Origin of the sequence: Streptomyces sp. NPDC051567, from assembly GCF_044454165.1 — a bacterium.
In the GTDB taxonomy this organism is placed as follows: domain Bacteria; phylum Actinomycetota; class Actinomycetes; order Streptomycetales; family Streptomycetaceae; genus Streptomyces.
On the sequence record NZ_JBITDK010000011.1, the window covers coordinates 1 to 16,493 of the forward strand.

General features: G+C 74.9%; 13 protein-coding genes and 1 pseudogene. 7 read left to right on the plus strand and 7 right to left on the minus strand.

Translation table 11 applies throughout. The annotated features are described in order from the left end of the window. Positions 1-148 precede the first annotated feature (148 nt). Positions 149-1,486 (minus strand): choice-of-anchor A family protein, encoded by a 1,338-nt coding sequence (locus ACIA5F_RS14760; protein WP_399352747.1) that lies wholly within the window; start codon positions 1,484-1,486, stop codon positions 149-151. Positions 1,487-2,295: 809 nt separating this feature from the next. Between ACIA5F_RS14760 and ACIA5F_RS14765 the strand changes: the two genes are divergently transcribed. The 3 genes from ACIA5F_RS14765 (at position 2,296) to ACIA5F_RS14775 (ending at position 4,258) form a co-directional block, all read left to right on the plus strand. Beyond that, complete coding sequence (locus ACIA5F_RS14765; RefSeq protein WP_399352749.1) at positions 2,296-3,135, plus strand: MerR family transcriptional regulator; 840 nt, start codon at positions 2,296-2,298, stop codon at positions 3,133-3,135. A 101-nt stretch (positions 3,136-3,236) separates the two neighbouring features. Beyond that, complete coding sequence (locus ACIA5F_RS14770; protein ID WP_399352751.1) at positions 3,237-3,791, plus strand: adenylate kinase; 555 nt, start codon at positions 3,237-3,239, stop codon at positions 3,789-3,791. After that, positions 3,788-4,258 carry a hypothetical protein gene (locus tag ACIA5F_RS14775; protein ID WP_399352753.1) on the plus strand — a complete coding sequence of 157 codons (471 nt, stop codon included), beginning with the start codon at positions 3,788-3,790 and terminating at the stop codon, positions 4,256-4,258. The genes ACIA5F_RS14770 and ACIA5F_RS14775 overlap by 4 nt, the downstream gene beginning before the upstream one ends. A 63-nt stretch (positions 4,259-4,321) precedes the next feature. Here ACIA5F_RS14775 and ACIA5F_RS14780 read toward each other — a convergent pair whose 3' ends face one another. Both ACIA5F_RS14780 and ACIA5F_RS14785 read right to left on the minus strand, forming a co-directional pair. Next, positions 4,322-4,543: a hypothetical protein gene (locus ACIA5F_RS14780; RefSeq protein ID WP_399352755.1), complete on the minus strand. Its 222-nt coding sequence runs from the start codon at positions 4,541-4,543 to the stop codon at positions 4,322-4,324. 131 nt (positions 4,544-4,674) lie between these two features. Further along, positions 4,675-7,302 (minus strand): LamG-like jellyroll fold domain-containing protein, encoded by a 2,628-nt coding sequence (locus ACIA5F_RS14785; RefSeq protein WP_399352757.1) that lies wholly within the window; start codon positions 7,300-7,302, stop codon positions 4,675-4,677. A gap of 325 nt (positions 7,303-7,627) precedes the next feature. On the opposite strand from ACIA5F_RS14785, the gene ACIA5F_RS14790 reads away from it, so the two are divergent. The 3 genes from ACIA5F_RS14790 (at position 7,628) to ACIA5F_RS14800 (ending at position 9,184) form a co-directional block, all read left to right on the plus strand. After that, positions 7,628-7,930, plus strand: coding sequence for a hypothetical protein (locus tag ACIA5F_RS14790; RefSeq protein WP_399352759.1), 303 nt, complete (start codon positions 7,628-7,630; stop codon positions 7,928-7,930). A 139-nt stretch (positions 7,931-8,069) separates the two neighbouring features. Continuing rightward, the gene (locus tag ACIA5F_RS14795; protein ID WP_399352761.1) at positions 8,070-8,528 is read left to right on the plus strand and encodes a Crp/Fnr family transcriptional regulator; all 459 of its coding nucleotides are present in this window, start codon (positions 8,070-8,072) and stop codon (positions 8,526-8,528) included. A gap of 212 nt (positions 8,529-8,740) precedes the next feature. Further along, positions 8,741-9,184, plus strand: a complete 444-nt coding sequence (locus ACIA5F_RS14800; RefSeq protein ID WP_399352763.1) for a subtilase-type protease inhibitor — start codon at positions 8,741-8,743, stop codon at positions 9,182-9,184. A 29-nt stretch (positions 9,185-9,213) separates the two neighbouring features. Here the strand turns inward: ACIA5F_RS14800 and ACIA5F_RS14805 are convergent, their stop codons facing one another. The 4 genes and pseudogenes from ACIA5F_RS14805 to ACIA5F_RS14820 form a co-directional block, all read right to left on the minus strand. Next, the gene (locus tag ACIA5F_RS14805; RefSeq protein WP_399352765.1) at positions 9,214-9,753 is read right to left on the minus strand and encodes a sel1 repeat family protein; all 540 of its coding nucleotides are present in this window, start codon (positions 9,751-9,753) and stop codon (positions 9,214-9,216) included. A 13-nt stretch (positions 9,754-9,766) separates the two neighbouring features. Then, the gene (locus ACIA5F_RS14810) at positions 9,767-10,621 is read right to left on the minus strand and encodes a GNAT family N-acetyltransferase (protein WP_399352767.1); all 855 of its coding nucleotides are present in this window, start codon (positions 10,619-10,621) and stop codon (positions 9,767-9,769) included. Between the two features lie 150 nt (positions 10,622-10,771). After that, positions 10,772-14,332: a CDP-glycerol glycerophosphotransferase family protein gene (locus tag ACIA5F_RS14815; RefSeq protein ID WP_399352769.1), complete on the minus strand. Its 3,561-nt coding sequence runs from the start codon at positions 14,330-14,332 to the stop codon at positions 10,772-10,774. Positions 14,333-14,687: 355 nt separating this feature from the next. Beyond that, positions 14,688-14,924, minus strand: a pseudogene (locus tag ACIA5F_RS14820) (helix-turn-helix domain-containing protein); the annotation flags it as partial. Positions 14,925-15,148: 224 nt separating this feature from the next. On the opposite strand from ACIA5F_RS14820, the gene ACIA5F_RS14825 reads away from it, so the two are divergent. Further along, positions 15,149-16,372 carry a PucR family transcriptional regulator gene (locus ACIA5F_RS14825; protein WP_399352771.1) on the plus strand — a complete coding sequence of 408 codons (1,224 nt, stop codon included), beginning with the start codon at positions 15,149-15,151 and terminating at the stop codon, positions 16,370-16,372. Positions 16,373-16,493: the final 121 nt, after the last annotated feature.

Below are 16,493 nucleotides of genomic sequence, written 5' to 3' on the forward strand. Positions count from 1 at the left end.
GCCGACAGCAGCGCCGCCTGCCGCAGCCCGATCCGCGTCCGCGTGGCCTCGTCGGGACCCGCCGGGGGGGGGGGGGGGGGCCGGGGGGGGCGGGGGGGGGGGGGGGGGGGGGGGGGGGGGCCCCCCCCCCCCCCCCCCACCCGGCCGGTCAGGCCCTGCGCCGCCGGGCGACCAGGACCATGCCCGCGCCCGCGGCCAGGACGACCGCGCCGCCGATCGCCAGCGGCAGCGCCACTCCGGCGCCGGTCAGGGCGAGTCCGCCACCGGAACCGCCGGTACCGCCGGTGGCCGCGGCCGGGGTGCTCCCGGACGGCCTCGGGCCGGCGGAGGCGGAGGCACCGGGCGCGACCGGCTTCGGCGAGGCGGAGGCGGAGGTGGAGGCGCCAGGCGCGGACGGGGTGGCGGTCACGGACGGCACCGGGGTGGCCACCGGGACGGTGCCGCCGGGCGAGGGAGTGTTCGCCGGGCGAGGGGTGCCCGGCAGGCAGCCCGTGAAGGGGTAGTGGTGGGTCTCGGCGCCGCCCTTGCCGGTGAGCGACTTGGCGATGACGGAGCCGTTGACGGGACCACCCGCACCCAGGTCGAAGGCGGCGTTGGGCGCGAGCACACTGCCCGGCCAGGCGTTGCCGCTCTTCTTCACCACGGTCGTGGCGTCGGGGAAGTTCCAGAGCAGCTTGGCGCGGATGCGGCCGTCGGCGGCGCTGCTCAGCTTGTCGTCGAGCACCTCGCGCTTGCCCGCCTCGTCCCAGAGGAGGAACCCGGTGGTGCCGGCCTTCTCCTGGTGGTAGGAGGCGCCCTTGACGCTGACCACCGTGACCGCGCCGACCGGGACCTTGATCCGGATCTCCTTGGCCTTCTCCAGTTCGGCGGCCGGGATCACGAAGCCGTTGTAGTGCGGGTCGGTGCCGGTCAGGCGCAGGCCCGTACCGTCGAGCCGCCACTGGGCGGTGGCCGACTGGGTGGCGGCGAGGGTGGTGGAGACCCTGCGCAGCTTGCCGAACTCGGCGGCGAAGTCGATGGGCGAGGGGCCCTTGGTCACCTTGCCGTTGTGGGCTTCGGCGAGGCCGGTGAGCGTGCCGCCGTGGATGCCGTTGCCCTTCATCACCCGTACGTCACCGGTGATGTCGCCCGCCACGACGAGGGCGTTCCCGCCCGGGAGCGCCTTCACCTGCTCGGCGGTGAGTTCCTGGCCGACGGTGAAACCGCCCCGGAAGTCGGCGTTCCCGCCGACCGCGACGGCGCCCTCGGCATCGGGGGTGTGCTGGTCGTCCCCCTCGATGAACTCGCCGTAGAGGTTGGCGACCCCGAGGGCGTCGGTACAGGTGGCGGCGGGTGAGGCGGGCACGGGTACGGGCGCGGCGAAGGCGAGCGGGGCGGCGGCGAGGGCGCCGAGCATGCCGAGTGCCAGGGAACCACCGATCGTGGCCGAGGCGAGCGAGGAGCGGACGGATATGGACATGTGAGGTATCTCCGAAGTGCAGCTCATGCGGTGGTTCTTGATCGGCGCACTCTTTCCCCCAGGGACACCCCGGGTCAAGCCTGGTGTCCGATGTGCCCGTTCCATCCGCTCTGGAGCCTGCCTTCTCCTCCGGGAACGGCCGGACAGGCCGTCGGCAGCCGGGTGCGTGCGGGGCGTCACCCGGACGCGTGAGGCGGGTGGGGCGAGGTGCGTGGGTGGCCCTGGCCGTGCGGCAAGGTGGTCGGATGCAGTTACGCCGGGCCGTGCCCCTCTCCCCGCCCTTCTCCGTGCCCCTCTCCGTGCCCCTCTCCCTCGCCGTGCTCCTCACGACCGCGGGCTGTGTCTCCGTCGCCCCGGACTCCCCGGCTCCCGCCCGCGGTTCCCTCCCGCCCGCGGGGGCGCCGCAGGTGCCGTCGTCCCAAGCTCCGTCCCGGGTCCTGCCGTTGGGGGAGCTGCCCGGCCGGATCGGGGCCGGGCCGGAAGCGGAACCGGGAACGGAAGCGGAACCGGAGTCGCCTCGGGGCCGGGCCGGGGTGGCGCCCCGGCCGGCCGCCGGGCGGCCCGGGAAACCGGCCGCGCCACCCCGGCGGGTACGCCCGCGCACCTCCAGGGCGCCCCATCCGCACCACGAGCCCGCCCGGGTGCCGGGGATGGCCGAGTGGTGCGTGGCCGCGGAGGGCGCCGTACCGCCGTCCGTCGTCGATCTCTGCTTGCGCGAGTACGGCCGCTGACGCTCCCCGCACACCCCGGTGAACGTCTCTGACCAGGAGATACCTCTCGTAGCGCCTGGGAGACTTGACTCTCCCCCTGTGTCAGGGCCTGCACTGGAAGGCGTCATGTTCACCATCGGAGACTTCGCCAAGCACGGCCGGGTGTCGGTCCGCATGCTGCGTCATTACGACGCCCTCGGCCTGCTGCGCCCGGCCCGTGTCGACCCTGCCAGCGGCTACCGCTACTACGCCGCCGGGCAGCTCGCCCGCCTCAACCGTGTCATCGCGCTCAAGGAGCTCGGCTTCAGCCTGTACCAGGTCAAGTCGATCCTCGACGAGCGGGTGGACGTGGAGGAGCTGCGCGGTCTGCTGCGGCTGCGGCGGGCGGAGCTGGAGAGTGCCATGGCCGCCGCGGCGGCCCGGCTGACCCAGGTCGAGGCGAGGCTCCGGACCATCGAGAGCGAGGGATTCATGCCCGCCGAGGACATTGTCGTCAAGAGCCTTCCGCCCGTCCGGCTCGCCGAGCTGACGGGAGTGGCGAGGAGTTACGGACCGCAGGACATCACCCCGGTCATCGGCCCGCTCTACGACGAGCTGGTCCGGCGGATCGACGCCGCCCGGGTCGCCGTGACCGGGCCCGCGATCGCCTACTACGAGGACGCGCCGGGGGGCGGGCCGGGGGCCGTCCTGGTCCACGCCGGGCTGCCGGTGGCGGAGTCCGTCCGTGCCGGGGATCTCGGGGGCGGGGTACGGATCGTCACGCTGCCCGCGGTCGAACAGGCCGCGACGGTGGTGCACCGCGGCGCGATGGACTCGGTGCTGCCGACGGCCCAGGCCCTCGCGCGGTGGATCGACGCCAACGGCCACCACTCGACGGGGTACGCGCGCGAGCTGACCCTGGCCTGCCCACCGGACAAGGACCAGTGGGTCACCGAACTCCAGGAGCCCCTGACCCCGGCTCCCTGACCCCACCCGCCGGGGGGGGGGGGGGGGGGGGGGGGGGGGCGCGCCCCCCCCCCCCCCCCCCCCCCCCCCCCGGCCCAGCGCCGACCGCTTAGGCTGCGCGGATGCAGCGCGTACTGGTGGTCGGGATCAGCGGGGCCGGGAAGTCCACGCTGGCCCGCGCGCTGGAGCGGCGGCTCGGGCTGCCGTTCCACGAACTGGACGCGCTGCACTGGAACGGGCCGGGGTGGGCCGTCAGCGGGTCCTTCGCCGAGGACACGGCGCGGCTGGCCGGGACCGGGCGGTGGGTCTTCGACTCGCTCGGTCCCCCGGCCGTCCGGGACCTGCTGTGGGAGCGGGCCGACACGGTGGTCTGGCTGGACCACCCCCGGTACGTGGTGATGCGGCGGGTGCTGCTGCGCTCGCTGCGCCGGAGCCTGCTGCGCGAGCGGCTGTTCGGCGGGAACCGGGAGTCGTGGCGGGAGTGGCTGCGCGCCGACCATCCGGCGTGGTGGGCCTGGACGCGGTACGCGTCCCGGCGCGCCGAGATCCTGCGGCGGGCGGGCGATCCGCGGTTCGCGCCGCTGCGGGTGGTACGGCTGCGCTCCCCGGGAGCGGCCGACGCGTGGCTGCGCGCCCAGGCCCCCGGGCCGGGCCCGGTCACCGGGAGCGGCAGGTGACGGCGCCCGGACCGGGCTTCGAGGCCGCGACGGGTGACGGCCCCCGGCCGCCGGACGGGACCGGGCGCGCGGCTGAGGTACGCACGGCTGAGGTACGGACGGCGTACGAGGGGCTGTTGCAGATCCGCCGTCTGGTCAACGGCCCGGCGGGCACGGCGGTTCCCGCACCGTGGGAGGTACGGCTGCCGGTGCGTGCGGTGGCCCTCGTACTGGAGGCGGCCGGGATCGCGCCGTCCGCGGTGGACGGGGAAGGGCGGCGGGTGCGGACGGGGTACCGGGTGGCCGCCGGGGCGGAGCCCGGGAGGACCGAGGTGACCTGGCCCGGCCCGCCGGGCGGCGGCGCGGCCGGGGAGGAACGGGAGCGGCTGACGGCCTGTTCGGAGGTACTGGCGCGGCTGGGGTGGGAGTGCCTGCTGTACCGGGGTCCGCGCGGGCGGCGCTTCCTGGAGACCGAACCGCCGCGCTGAACCGCCGCGCCGAGCCGCCGGGGCCGGGCGCGGGGTAGGCCGGGGGGGCGGCGGGTGTGGGGGTCAGGCGGGCTCGGCGCGGCGGAGGTCCATGAGGTCGCCCGCCACCGCCTCCAGCAGCTCCGGGTCGTGGCGGGGGCTGCGCTCGGGTGGGACGAGGCCCAGGTAGGCGGTCAGACAGGTGTCGAAGACGACGTACGTGACCCCCCGCTCGGCCAGTGCCGCGAGGTCGGCCCGGACCTGGGCGGGTGTGCCGTGGCCGGGGAGGCGGCCGGACTCCGGCACGGGCCGGGTGGTCAGGTGGAGGGCGATGCGCGGGGCGAGTGCGGGGACGGGGCGGCCGGAGGTGGCCGCAGGCGCGGGAGGGGCGCGGACCGTGACGGTCCGCGCCCCTGTGCCATGTGCCGGTCCGGCCGTTACGGCGCCCCGAAGGTCAGGGTCAGCCGTGGCGTCCCCTCGCCCGCCCGCGCCTGCGCGGACCACAGCCACAGGGCGTCCGTGCCCCGGCTGGTCAGTGCCAGGCTGTACGAGGTCCCGAGCGCCGCGGCGACGGCCCCGGTGGACAGGGCGGTGCTGTGGACCGCCGAGCCCTCCGGCAGCCCCGTGAAGCCGCCGAGCGCCGGGGCGCCGAGGGCGGGGCGGTTCGCGTACGTGGTCCCGTTCTCGGTCCACGTCCCGGTGACCGGGACCACCGGGACCGCGTCCACCGTACCGGCGTCCGCCGCCGTCCCGGTCTTCACGCTGAGCACCGCCGACTTCAGCACCGTGCCCGAGGGCGCGGCGGGCAGGGCGAAGCGCAGGTAGCTCGCGTAGAAGGAGGTGCCGCGCACCGCCAGTGAGCCCGAGGTGCCGTAGTTGGCCCCCGGGGCGCCCGCGTTGGCGTAGGTGTCCTCGGAGGCCGTCACCCGGACGACGGAGTCGGCCGGGGCGGAGGCGAGGAGGTGGTGGTCGCGCACCTGCGCCGCGCTCAGGACGACCGGGTAGACGGCGGTCTCGTCCAGCAGGCCCGCCCAGTGGTCGCTGACCGGGCGGTACGGCCAGCCGCCGAGGTTGTCGCCGCCGGCGCGCCAGTAGCCGGTGAAGTCCTCGTGCGTGGTGACGTTCGACGCCCCCTTCCGGACCCCGTCCACGTACAGGGCCGTCCCGCCCGGCCCCTGGGTCGCGACGACGTGGTGCCAGCGGTTGTCGTTGTAGCGGTCGGTGCCGGTGGTGAGGGTGCGGAAGCCACCGTTGTAGACGCCGAAGACGAGCCGGCCGTCGTCGGTCATGTAGAGGTGCTTGTCGTAGCGGTTGCTGCCCTGTACCTGGTTGTTGCCGAGGCCGAAGAGCTTGCCGCCCCGGGTGGTGTCCGTCCGGAACCAGGTCTCGATGGTGTAGGCGGAGCCCACGCTCCGGCGGCGGTCCCCGTACACCTGGGCGCCGGTGCCGTCGAAGCCGATCGCCGTGCTCGGCCCGGAGAGCGCGCCGGGCGTCCGGCGCAGCGCCGGGCCGTTGAGGTGGACCCCGTTCTGGCCGCCCGCCGAGGAGTCGGCGACGAAGGGGAGCGCCGTCTCGTCGTAGCGCCAGTACAGTTGGGCGCCGTCCGCGCGGACCCGGTCCGGGTAGGCGTCCACGGAGGTGGGCGCGGTCACGCTCGCCGGCCCCGACAGGGCGCTGGTGTTGCCGGCCGCGTCGGTCGCCGTCACCCGGTAGGTGTGGGTGTGGCCGGGTATGGCGGTGGTGTCGGTCCAGGACGCCTGGGGGCGGCTGAAGAAGAGCGAGTCCGCGGTGACCGTGGCGACGGGGGTGGCCGCGCCGTCCCGGTACACCCGGTAGGTCAGCCTGCTGTCGTCCAGGTCGAGGCTGGTGCGCCAGCGCACCTGGACCTCGCCGGGCCGGAAACCGGCCGCGCTGACGAGCGGGACGGTGGGAGCGCCGGTGTCCCCGGTGGACGAGAAGCGCGTCAGGCTCTGCTGCGCCGCGCCGTTGACGGTGGTGAACTCGCCTCCGGCCCAGAGGTGGGGGACCCCGCCCGGGGAGGCGACCGTCAGCACCCGCGGGCCGAGGGCCTCGCCGATGCCGCCGTTGGTCTTGGGGGACCAGCCCAGTTTCCCGGTGCCGCTGGTCGGCTGGGCGAGCAGGTGGTGGCGGCGGCCGTCGGGGAACTCCCCGACGCTGGAGCAGTCGTGGGCGTGCGAGGCGCTGTAGAGCACGCTCCGGTACGGCAGCACCGCCTGGGTGGCGCCGAGGCAGGTGTCGCGCCAGCGCTGGCGGAAGTCGCCGAGGCCGAGGGCGATCCGGCCGTCGAAGACCCCGCCGCCCGTGCCCTCGTTGGCCGTGTAGAAGCCCGTCGCGTCGGTCGCGATGTCCTTGACGACCGAGTTGGTCTCGATGAAGCCGGGGTAGGAGGTGGTGAGCGCGCCGCTCGTCGCGTCCACGACGGCCAGGGCGTGCGTGTCCGTGCCGTTGACGGTGAAGAAGTCGCCGCCGAGCAGCACGTTCCTGCCGTCCGGGGTGAGTTCGACGGCGCGGCCGGGCTCGTCGGCGTCGGCCCTGAAGGGGCGCGGTGAGCCGTCGGTGGTGGTGACCGCGGCGAAGCGCCGGCGCTGCTGGCCGCCCACGGTGAGGAAGTCGCCGCCCGCGTAGACGGTGTCCCCGGTGACGGCGAGGGCCCGGACGGTGGCCGTGAAGCCGGGGCGGAAGGAGGGCTTGGGGGCGCAGCTCGCGATGTCGACGGCGACGAGGTGGGAGGCCGGGGTGCCGTTGACGGCGTCGAGGGCCACGAAGTTCACCGCCTGCTGTTCGCTTCCGGCCGCGCCGGCCGGCGGGCGGACGGCGGAGAAGGTGCCTCCGGCGAAGACCTGGCCCCCTGCCTCGGCGAGGGCCCGGACGACGCCGTTGGGCTGCCAGGTGGGCAGGGCGTCGGCGGTGAAGGTGACGGGCGGGGTGACGGCCTGTGCCCGTGGGACGGGGCCGAGGCCGAGGCCGATGAGAGCGCCGGCTCCGGCCAGGTAGAGGGACAGGGCCAGGGCCAGCGTGGTCGCCAGCCCTCGTGATCTGTGCATGAACCCCCCAGTGCGGTGTGGTGCACGGCCCGGTGACGCGCGGCCGTCCCCCTCAACAGGTCGGTCATGGCCGGAAAGGGCCGGAGGGCGGCCCGCGGCCATGCGTACGGGCGCACCCTAGGGCGAATTCCCTTCCCCGCAGGCCTACTTGACCTACCGGATACGGAAATGACGGTCGCACCGGGAACCGGTGAGCAGTCCCGTCCGGGGCCGAGGGCCCGCTCACTCGGCGTCACCCTGGCGAAACGGCCCCGCGCGGGGCCTCCTCCCTCTACCGTGCCATGAGGGGACGGGCGCGGGCACGGCGGCGGAGAGGGCGGGGCCAATGGACGAGGACGAGGACATGCGGCTGGCGAGGCTCACCCCGGAGATCTCCCGCCGCACTCTGATCATGCTGCGGGGGCTGGCGGGCCTGGAGCCGCCCGAACAGGTGCCCGAGGACGCCATGACCGTCGCGGACGCGATCCTGGCCGAGCACGGCACCGACGGGCTCCGCGTCCTGGCGATGACCCTGGCGGCCTGGGCGACGGCGCAGATCGAGAACGTGGCCGAGCTGAGCCGGCGCAGCCACGAGGCGGTGCTGGACGCGATGGAGCTGGCCTGTCTGGAGGCGAACACCGAGGAGTAGGCGCTCCCCCTTCCGGATCGCGCCCGTACCCCCGGGGAGGAGCCCGGCGGGGGCGGGCCGCTCCCGTATGTCCTGGACGGCCCGGAGTCGGCGACACTGGGGAGCAGGAGTGTCGTGGGGGGCGTGATCGGAGGCCGTCGTGAGCACACCTTCCCCCGTCCGGGTCGCCGCCGTCCTGTCCGCCGAGCACCGCGGGCGGCTGATGTCCCACGCCCGTGAGGTCAATTTCCGTGAAGGTGCGCGGATCTTCGACGAGGGCGCGCGGGCCGCGTCCTTCTGGATCGTGCGTTCCGGCACGGTGACCCTGGAGATCCCCGTGCCCGGCCGCCGGCCCACGCCCGTCGAGAGCCTCGGACCGGGCGAGCTGGTGGGCTGGTCGTGGCTGTTCCCGCCCTACCTGTGGCAGCTCGGCGCCGAGGCCATGTCCCCGGTCCGCGCCTACGAGTTCGACGCCCCGACCGTCCGGATGCTCATGGACGCCGACCCCGCCTTCGGCTCCGCGGTGGGCCACTGGGTCGGGCGCGTCCTCGCCCTCCGGCTCCAGCAGACCCGCACCCGGCTCCTGGACCTGTACGCCCCGCACACCGGCGCGGGGTGACGGCGAAGGCGTGCGGAGAGGCTCCCACAGGGGTGTGTTCGGCCGATTCGGCGGCCCGCTCCCCCACAGGTCAGCCTCCTGCCGCCGCTGCGGTCTGCACTCATTCGCACACGGGTGGTGACGTGAAATAGGGGTGCGAACGGGCGTTCGTGGCCCGCTTGAGCAAGACTCCCGTCCGTTATCCGAAACAACCACCCAAGGGAGTGTTCGAAATGCGGTTCATCGCAAGGGGTCTCGGGCTCGGTTCCGCCGCCATGGCGCTCACCGCCCTCACCGCGCTGGCCTGGCCCGGCACGGCCGGCGCCGCCCCCACCGGCACGGCGGGCCTGCACGCGCCCTCCGCGCTCGTCCTCACCGTCACCGCCGGGGACGACGCGGCCCGGGGTACGGTGCTGCGCGCGGTGACGCTCACCTGCGCGCCGAGGCCGGGCGGGACGCACCCGGCGCCGTCCGCCGCGTGCGCCGAGTTACGCACGCACGCCACCACCCTGGACGTGCTCACGGCGCCCGCCACGGACGCCGCGTGTACCCGGGAGTGGAACCCGGTCACGGTGACGGCCGACGGCGCCTGGCAGGGCCGCCGGCTGAGCTACGCGCACACCTTCGGCAACGCGTGCGGCTTCGCCGTCACCACCGGCACGCTGTTCGACTTCTGACGCGGGTCACCCCCGTGTCCTGACGCGGGTCACCCCCGCGGGCCGGGCGGCGCCGTGCGACCGCCGTCCGGCTCCAGGGGGGTGCTGCCGTCCCGGTTGAAGGCGTGGCCGGGCCGGAAGAGCTTCTTGGCGAAGAAGTGGCCGTGCTCGCCCGCCATCCGGAACCACGGCTCCGCCTCCTGCGGGCTGTCCCGCAGGTCCACGAGGCGCGCCATGTCCCACATGGCCTCCACGTCACCCAGCTCGACCGCGGCCCGCAGCAGCCGCTCCGCCTCGGCGTGGTCGCCGCCGAGCTTGCGCAGCGACGCGAGGAACCGCATGGCCCGGGTGTTCCCGGCGGCGGCAGCGGCCTCGGCCTCCTCGACCGAGGCGAAGCGGCGCCGGTTGCGCCGCCACCGCAGCGCCCCGGACACGACGCCGACGGCCCAGACCGCCCACCCGGCGTCGAGCAGGGCGTCACTGTCGTTGAGCAGTCCGGCCACGCTCAGTACGGCGGCGACGAACAGGAGCAGGTACGTCATGACGATCCCCCGGTGGGCGGCGACGGAGCCTTCCGCAGAGTAGGCCAACTCCCCTGTTCTGTCAGCCCAGTTCGAGACTGGTGACCCCGTAGATCCCGGACAGCTCGACCTCCGGCGCCGGGCCGGTGTACATCCGGGCGGCCTCGAAGACCGGGACCAGGCCCAGCCCGGTGAGCAGGGCGGTGGCCGCCGGGTTGGCGTCGGGCGCGTCCACGGCGACCCGGCCGCCGGGCGCGTACCCGGCGAGCAGGCGCACCAGGGTCCGCGCCACGGCCGGGTTCGCGGCGTAGAGCGGGCCGATCCGGGAGGCGCCGCTGCACGGGCGGATCACGCCGAGCCCCTCGATCCGGCCGTCGCGGACGGCGGCGAGGGCCGTCCGGCCGGGCAGACCGGTCCAGGCCGAGAGGAAGGCGTCGCGCGGCTCGGGGAAGAACCGCCGGTCGTAGGCAGCGAGCAGGGAGAAGGGCAGGGTGGCCGCGTCCACCACCTCGAACCCGTCGTCCGCGCCCGCGGCGGCGGGCCCCTGCGGGACGCCCTCGTGACGGACGTTGTTCCAGGCCCGCCGGAAACCCGACTTGCGGTAGTTGTCCTGCTGGGCGACGACTCCGTCCAGGCCGACGAGCCGCCCGTCGAGCCGGTCCATCCCGGCGCGCCAGAGCCGGATGCCCAGGCCCCGGCCCCGGACGGCGGGGCGGGCGATGTAGAAGCCGATGAACCCGAAGCCGGAGCCGTAGCGCACGGCGGAGATGCAGGCCACCGGCGCGCCGCCGATCCGGCCGACCAGGAAGCCGGCCGGGTCGGCGACCGCGAAGGCGAACCGGTCCGACGCGCCGGGGTTCCAGCCCTCCTCGTCGGCCCAGGAGCGGATCATGTCCATGTCGGCGGCGCTCGCGCCGGTGATCTCGAATCCCGTCATGTCCGGTGTTCTACCAGACGGGCGCGGGGCCCACGGCGGGGTCCGGTCCACTGCCCCCGGTCCTGCCGAAAACGGACCGGCCCCGGGCCCGCACCGTGTCGGTGGGGGCCGGGGCCGGTCCGCGCTCGGCCGGGGATTCGCTCGTACGGACTACCTTCCGAGCATCCGGTCGACGACGCGCCGCGTGGCCTCGCCGTCGTCCAGGTCGCAGAACTCGGCGCGGAAGGCCTCCCGTGCCGACGCGTACCGCTCCCCGACCCCGTCCGCGTCGCGGACGGCGGCGATCAGGCTCGCGGAGTCCGCCAGCAGCGGGCCGGGCGCCTTCTCCTCCAGGTCGAAGTTGAAGCCGCGCAGCGTGCTCCGGTAGTGCTCCAGGTCGTACGTGAAGAGCAGGATCGGCCGGTCGGTGAGGGCGAAGTCGAAGATCACGGAGGAGTAGTCCGAGATCAGCACGTCCGCGACCAGCAGCAGGTCCGTGGCGTCGGGCCAGCGGGAGACGTCGACGACGAAGCCGTCGCGGACGCCCTCGCGGACCTGCTCGCCCACGTTGTGGTGGCCGCGCACCAGCAGGACGTGGTCCTCGGCCAGCTCACGGCGGGCGTGGTCCAGGTCGATGTGCAGGTCGAGCTTGTAGCCGCCCGAGAAGCCCTCCCGGTTCTCCCGCCAGGTGGGCATGTACAGGACGACCTTCTTGCCCTCGGGCAGGCCGAGGCGGCGCCGGACCTCCGCGATCCGCTGCGCGTCGGGCCGTACCAGCGCGTCCGTGCGCGGGCTGCCGGACTCGACGACCTCGCCGTCGTAGCCGAGGGCGCGCTGGAGGACGGGGGTCGCGTAGGAGCTGGGGGAGGCCAGCAGGGTCCACTGGGCGCTGTCGTGCGCCAGCCCCTCCAGCACCTCGGGGCTCGTGTAGTAGTCGTGGACGTAGTCGTGGCCGATCTGCTTGACCGGCGTCCCGTGCCAGGTCTGCACGACGGTCTGGCCCTCGCGGCGGTGGAAGTGGCCCGGCACGCTGGTGTTGACCACGTAGTAGCGGGTACGGGCCAGGACGTCCCAGGCCTCCACGCTGTCGTACTGGACGGCGCGGGCGGTCGCGGGCACCTCGACGCGGCCGTCGCGGACCAGCCAGACGTGCTCCAGCTCCTCGCCCCGGCGCAGCAGCTCCTCGTGGATGGCGCGGGGCGAGTCCCCGGCGCCGTTCCCCTGGAAGGTCTCGTAGACGACCATGTCCTTGACCGGCAGGGCCCGCTGCGCCGGGTAGGTCTCGAAGCGGGCGACGCGCTGGGCGAAGTTGGAGCGGTCGTGCGGGCTGATCAGCGGGTCGGAGACCAGCACCATCCGGTCGTGGAAGCGGGTCTCGACGCGCATCCGGCGGCCGTGCGCGGTGAGGGGGTGGGGTCCCGCGAAGAGGATGCCCTGGCCCACCTGGACCGGGGCGCCCCGGTCGACGCCGAGCAGACCCGCGGTGGTCCCGCCCTGGGCGGCCGGGCGCAGGGTGGGCCACCAGCGGCCCTCCGGGAGCGTGGTGAGACCGGCGTACGCCTCGGGGAGCACGGGCTCGAAGGAGGCCGTGAAGCGGTCGTCGTCACGGGTGACGGGGTAGCTGAACTCCATGCCGTGCACGTTGTGCAGGACCAGCTCGTACGGCTCGTCGGTGGGCGCGGTGAACCGGCCCCGCAGCGTGAGGGTGCCGTTCTCGGCCGCGACCGCGTCGACCAGCGGCGGTGAGGGCTGCGCGGAGAGGATCAGGTGTCCGGTGTTGCCGCGCTTGGCGAAGAGGGTGCGGCCCCGCTCCGCGCCGGGCAGCGGGAGGACCAGGCCCTCGAAGCCGCCGCGCTCGTCGTGGGCCAGCCGGTGCTCGGTGCCGTCGGCGCCGGTCACGTAGAGGTGCCAGGGCTCGGGGTTCCACTCGCCGGGCTGGGACTCGGCGTCCGGGACGGCGCCCAGGTCGGCCAGTGGCAGGCGCGCGGTGAAGGGGACCAGGCCTCCGGCGGCCGGGCCGGTCTCCAGCGGGAGGTCCAGGGTGGTGCCGGTGGTGGCGTGCCGGGCGCGCAGGGTGGCGCCGGAGGCGATCGCCGCGGCGAGTTCGCCGGTCACCTCGGCGGTGTCGCCGTCGGCCGGGCGGACGTCCAGGGCGCGGGCGCGGACGATCTCCACCTGGATCGTGAGGGTGCCGGCGACGGTCGGCAGGATGCGGACGTCGGGCGCCACCCACTGCGGGGGCGGGTTCTGGCCGGTGTCGTGCTCACCGCCCCGCAGCCGGGCGCGGTGCAGACCGCCGGCGCCGGTGACGGCGACGGAGGTGGTCCATATGCCCTCGTGCCACGTGCCGCCCGACTGGAAGATCGAGGGGTCGACGACGGCGGTGAAGCCCGCCCAGTCGGCGTGGCGCAGGGCGAGGTGCGGGGAGTTCACGGTCGCCATCGGGGAGGCGACGGTACGGGCGCTCACCACGGAGCGGCGGCGCTTGCCCCCCTCGCGGAAGACCAGCATCTTGCGCGAGCCGAGGCGGCTCTCCGCGCCGAGGTGGCCGGGGAGCGCGTAGCCGCGCAGCAGCAGCTTGCCGTCGGCCCAGGCGGCCTGTTCCAGCCGGCTGACGACGCGGCGTTCGCGCGGGCCGAGGGTGAGGATCTTGGCGGGGACCGGGGGGCGGCCGTGCAGGAAGGGGTAGTCGGCCTGCGGGCGGGCCAGGCCCTTGACCGGCACGCTGTAGTGGTAGTGGCTCTGGTGGTCCTGGAGGGCGATGAAGTCCTCGACGCGGCCTTCGCGGGCCAGGTACGCCTTGAGGCGGTCGGCGACGGTCAGGTCGGACCAGGGCCCGGTGCCGATCTCCCGGACGAGGCCGCCGACCTCCTTGACGAAGGCGGCGCGGAAGTCGGGGCCGCCCTCGCCGACGTACTTGTAGATGAGCGGGAGTTCCTCGCTCAGCACGTTGTAGTCGTAGTCGCGCAGGTAGCGCTCGTACGTGGCGCCCTGCTTGGCCTTGAGGGACTCGCGGACCAGGCGCACGGAGGTGACGCGGTCGATGAGGGAGACCGGGTCGGTGGAGCGCTGGGTGATGGAGCGCTCACCGGTCTCGCGCACGCGCCAGTGGTAGACGCAGTCGCTGATGATGTCGACGCTGGTGGCGAAGTAGTGCGCCGGGATGCTGACCGGGGCGTCCTCGTAGAGGATGCCCTCCGGGTACTGGAAGTCGTGCTCGTTCCAGAAGCTGCGCCGGTAGACCTTGTTCCAGGCGGTGCGGTCGGTGACCAGCGCGGGGAACCTGGAGATGTGGGTCTTCAGCCGGGTCTTGGCGAAGGCGGCCCGGTGGCCCCAGGACTGCTGCATGCCCACGGAGCGGAAGCGCTTCACGTTGCCGCCGGCGAAGTCCGAGCCGGTCTCGTCGAGAGCGGCGATCAGTCGCTCGTAGGCGTACGAGGGCATCGTGTCGTCACTGTCGACGAAGGTCAGGTACTCGCTGTCCGCGCAGGCGTGGCGGGCGCCCACGTTGCGGGCGGCGCCGAGTCCTGCGTTCTCCTGCATGACGAGCCGGAAGCGCTTGTCCCGCGCGGCGAATGCCTTCGCGATGACGGCGCTGGTGTCCGTGGACCCGTCGTCCACCATGACGACCTCGAAGTCGTCGAAGGTCTGGGCGGCGATGGACTCCAGGCACTCGTCGAGGTAGAGCTCGACGTTGTAGACAGGGACGACGATGCTCAGGCGCGGGGGCATGGGTGGCGAATTCTCCAGCGTTTTGTGCTTTGTCGATGATCAGTTGATGACACATCCTACTGGGTGGCGGAATCATGGGACGCTCCCGTCCCGGGCAAAGTGCGCACGATCACGGGGGCGGACGGCGGAGATTTCGGCCGCCCGTCACCTCGGCGACACGGTCCGGCCGGGCCCTGCCGGGGAGGTCGCGCCGCCTCCGGTCCCGGCCCGGTCCTCTCGGGCCGGTGCCGGGCGAGGCCGCCCTCGCGGTCGGGCCGCAGGTGGGGAAGTGCCGCCCCGGCACCACGCGCCCCGGGCCGCGGGGCCCCGCGTACGCGGGCCCGCCCCCTCACGGTCAGGAGGCGAGCGGGAGGCCCTCCGCGAGCCGGAACGATCCGCCCTCGTGCCGGACGTAGCCCTCGTGGCTGAGGGTGCGCAGCAGGTGGTAGACCGTGGGCAGCGGGATGCCGGTGAGCCGGGCCAGCCGTTTGGCCGTCGCCCCGCCCTCCGCGTGCATCGCCTCCACCAGCCGCAGCGCGCGCTGCACGGAGCAGATGAGGGTGGGTGCGCTGTCCTTGTGACTGCCGCCGGTGTGACTGTCGTCGGTGTCCATGAGTGGTCCCCCTGCTCCCGTACGAGGCTGGCCGTCCCATCAAAGTGCTTCACCGGCCGCAACACCAGCGGACTCGCGTACACCCGGGCATCCGAAGGAGAGCCACGGCGCCCGGCGGGGCGGGCACGCCCCCCCGGGCGCGGACGCGACCGGCGCCCGCTCCGGCGGACACGGCCGGTCCCGGCCCTCCCCACCGCGCCCTCTCCCGTGTCACGCTGCCCGGCATGGAGCGGATCATCGAGGAGATACGTGAGGACCTGGACCGCCGGATCGCCGCGGCGGCGGACCGGCTCGCCGACCGGACGCTGGCCGAGGACGCCGCGTACGCCGCCCTGATCGGCCGGGCCGAGCTGCGCGAACGCCTCCACCGGCAGCTCCGCCAGGCCCTGGAGGGGCTGGTGCGGACCGGCCGGGGGCTGCCGGTGGAGCTCTCCGACGCGCGGGCCACCGGGGCGCTGCGGGCCGGGCAGGGGGTGCCGCTCGCCTCGGTGCTGCGCGGCTACCGGCAGGGCGGGCGGCTGCTCTGGGAGACCCTCACCGAGACCGTGGCCGCCCACGACCGGGCGGCGCTGCCCCGGCTGCTGCCGGGCGCGCCCCTGCTGTGGGAGGTGCTGGACCGGACGGCGGAGGCCGCGGCCGAGGCGTACCGGGGGGCGGAGGCGGTGCGCGGCGAGCGGGAGCGGGAGGTGCGCGCGGCCCTGCTGGACGGTCTGCTGGAGGGCCGGGACGGCGGTGAGGGCCCTTCGGTCCCGGAGGCGGCGGCGCGGCTCGGGCTCCCGGAGCGCGGCCGGTTCGCGGTGGTCGTGCTGGCTGCCGGCCCGGGTCCCGGTGGAGCGGGCGCGAGCGGGGCGCCGCGCGTGCTGTGGCGGCTGCGCGCGGACGGGGAGACCGGTCTGGTGGAGCTGGGCCACCATCCGCTGGAGTCGCTGCGGGAGCTGCTCGCCCCGCTCGGGGTGCGCGCCGGGGTCAGTCCGGTCGTGACGGCCCCGGCCGAGCTGGCGCGGGCGCGGCGGCTCGCCGCCCTGGCGCTGCGCACCGCCCCGGCCTCCGGCGGCCCGCGCACCGCCCTGCTGGACGAGCGGCTGCCGCAGGCGCTGGTCGCGGGGGAGCCCGAGCTGGCGGGCCGGCTGCGGCAGGTGGTGCTGGGTCCGGTGCTGGCCCTGCCCGAGGAGGACCGCCGGGTCCTGCTGACCACCCTGGGCACCTGGCTGGCCTGCCGGGGTTCGACCACGTACGCCGCGCAGCGGCTGTACTGCCACCGCAACACCGTCGCCAACCGGCTGCGGCGGCTGGAGCAGCTCACCGGGCGGTCCCTCGCCGATCCGGCGCAGGTGGTGGAGGTGGCGCTGGCGCACGCGGCGGTGGTCCAGCGGGCCGGTGAGGAGGAGGACGCGTACCGGCCAAAGCCGCTGCGGGACCTGCCGCGCCCGGGTGGCCCAACTCGCTGACCACCAGGGGCTTACCGCCCGGTAACAGGGGGTGTGATCCAGCCATCGCGGGCCTGCGGCGGCTCCCCGGGGCGACGGCCATCGGCAAGGCTCGGTGAGGCACCGCACCGATCCGCACACA

Bases quoted from the DNA above. Each gene is read 5' to 3' on its own strand.
- ACIA5F_RS14760 (WP_399352747.1), bottom strand. From the start codon at position 1,486: ATGAGCTGCACTTCGGAGATACCTCACATGTCCATATCCGTCCGCTCC.
- ACIA5F_RS14765 (WP_399352749.1), top strand. From the start codon at position 2,296: ATGTTCACCATCGGAGACTTCGCCAAGCACGGCCGGGTGTCGGTCCGC.
- ACIA5F_RS14770 (WP_399352751.1), top strand. From the start codon at position 3,237: ATGCAGCGCGTACTGGTGGTCGGGATCAGCGGGGCCGGGAAGTCCACG.
- ACIA5F_RS14785 (WP_399352757.1), bottom strand. From the start codon at position 7,302: ATGCACAGATCACGAGGGCTGGCGACCACGCTGGCCCTGGCCCTGTCC.
- ACIA5F_RS14790 (WP_399352759.1), top strand. From the start codon at position 7,628: ATGGACGAGGACGAGGACATGCGGCTGGCGAGGCTCACCCCGGAGATC.
- ACIA5F_RS14800 (WP_399352763.1), top strand. From the start codon at position 8,741: ATGCGGTTCATCGCAAGGGGTCTCGGGCTCGGTTCCGCCGCCATGGCG.
- ACIA5F_RS14810 (WP_399352767.1), bottom strand. From the start codon at position 10,621: ATGACGGGATTCGAGATCACCGGCGCGAGCGCCGCCGACATGGACATG.
- ACIA5F_RS14815 (WP_399352769.1), bottom strand. From the start codon at position 14,332: ATGCCCCCGCGCCTGAGCATCGTCGTCCCTGTCTACAACGTCGAGCTC.
- ACIA5F_RS14825 (WP_399352771.1), top strand. From the start codon at position 15,149: ATGGAGCGGATCATCGAGGAGATACGTGAGGACCTGGACCGCCGGATC.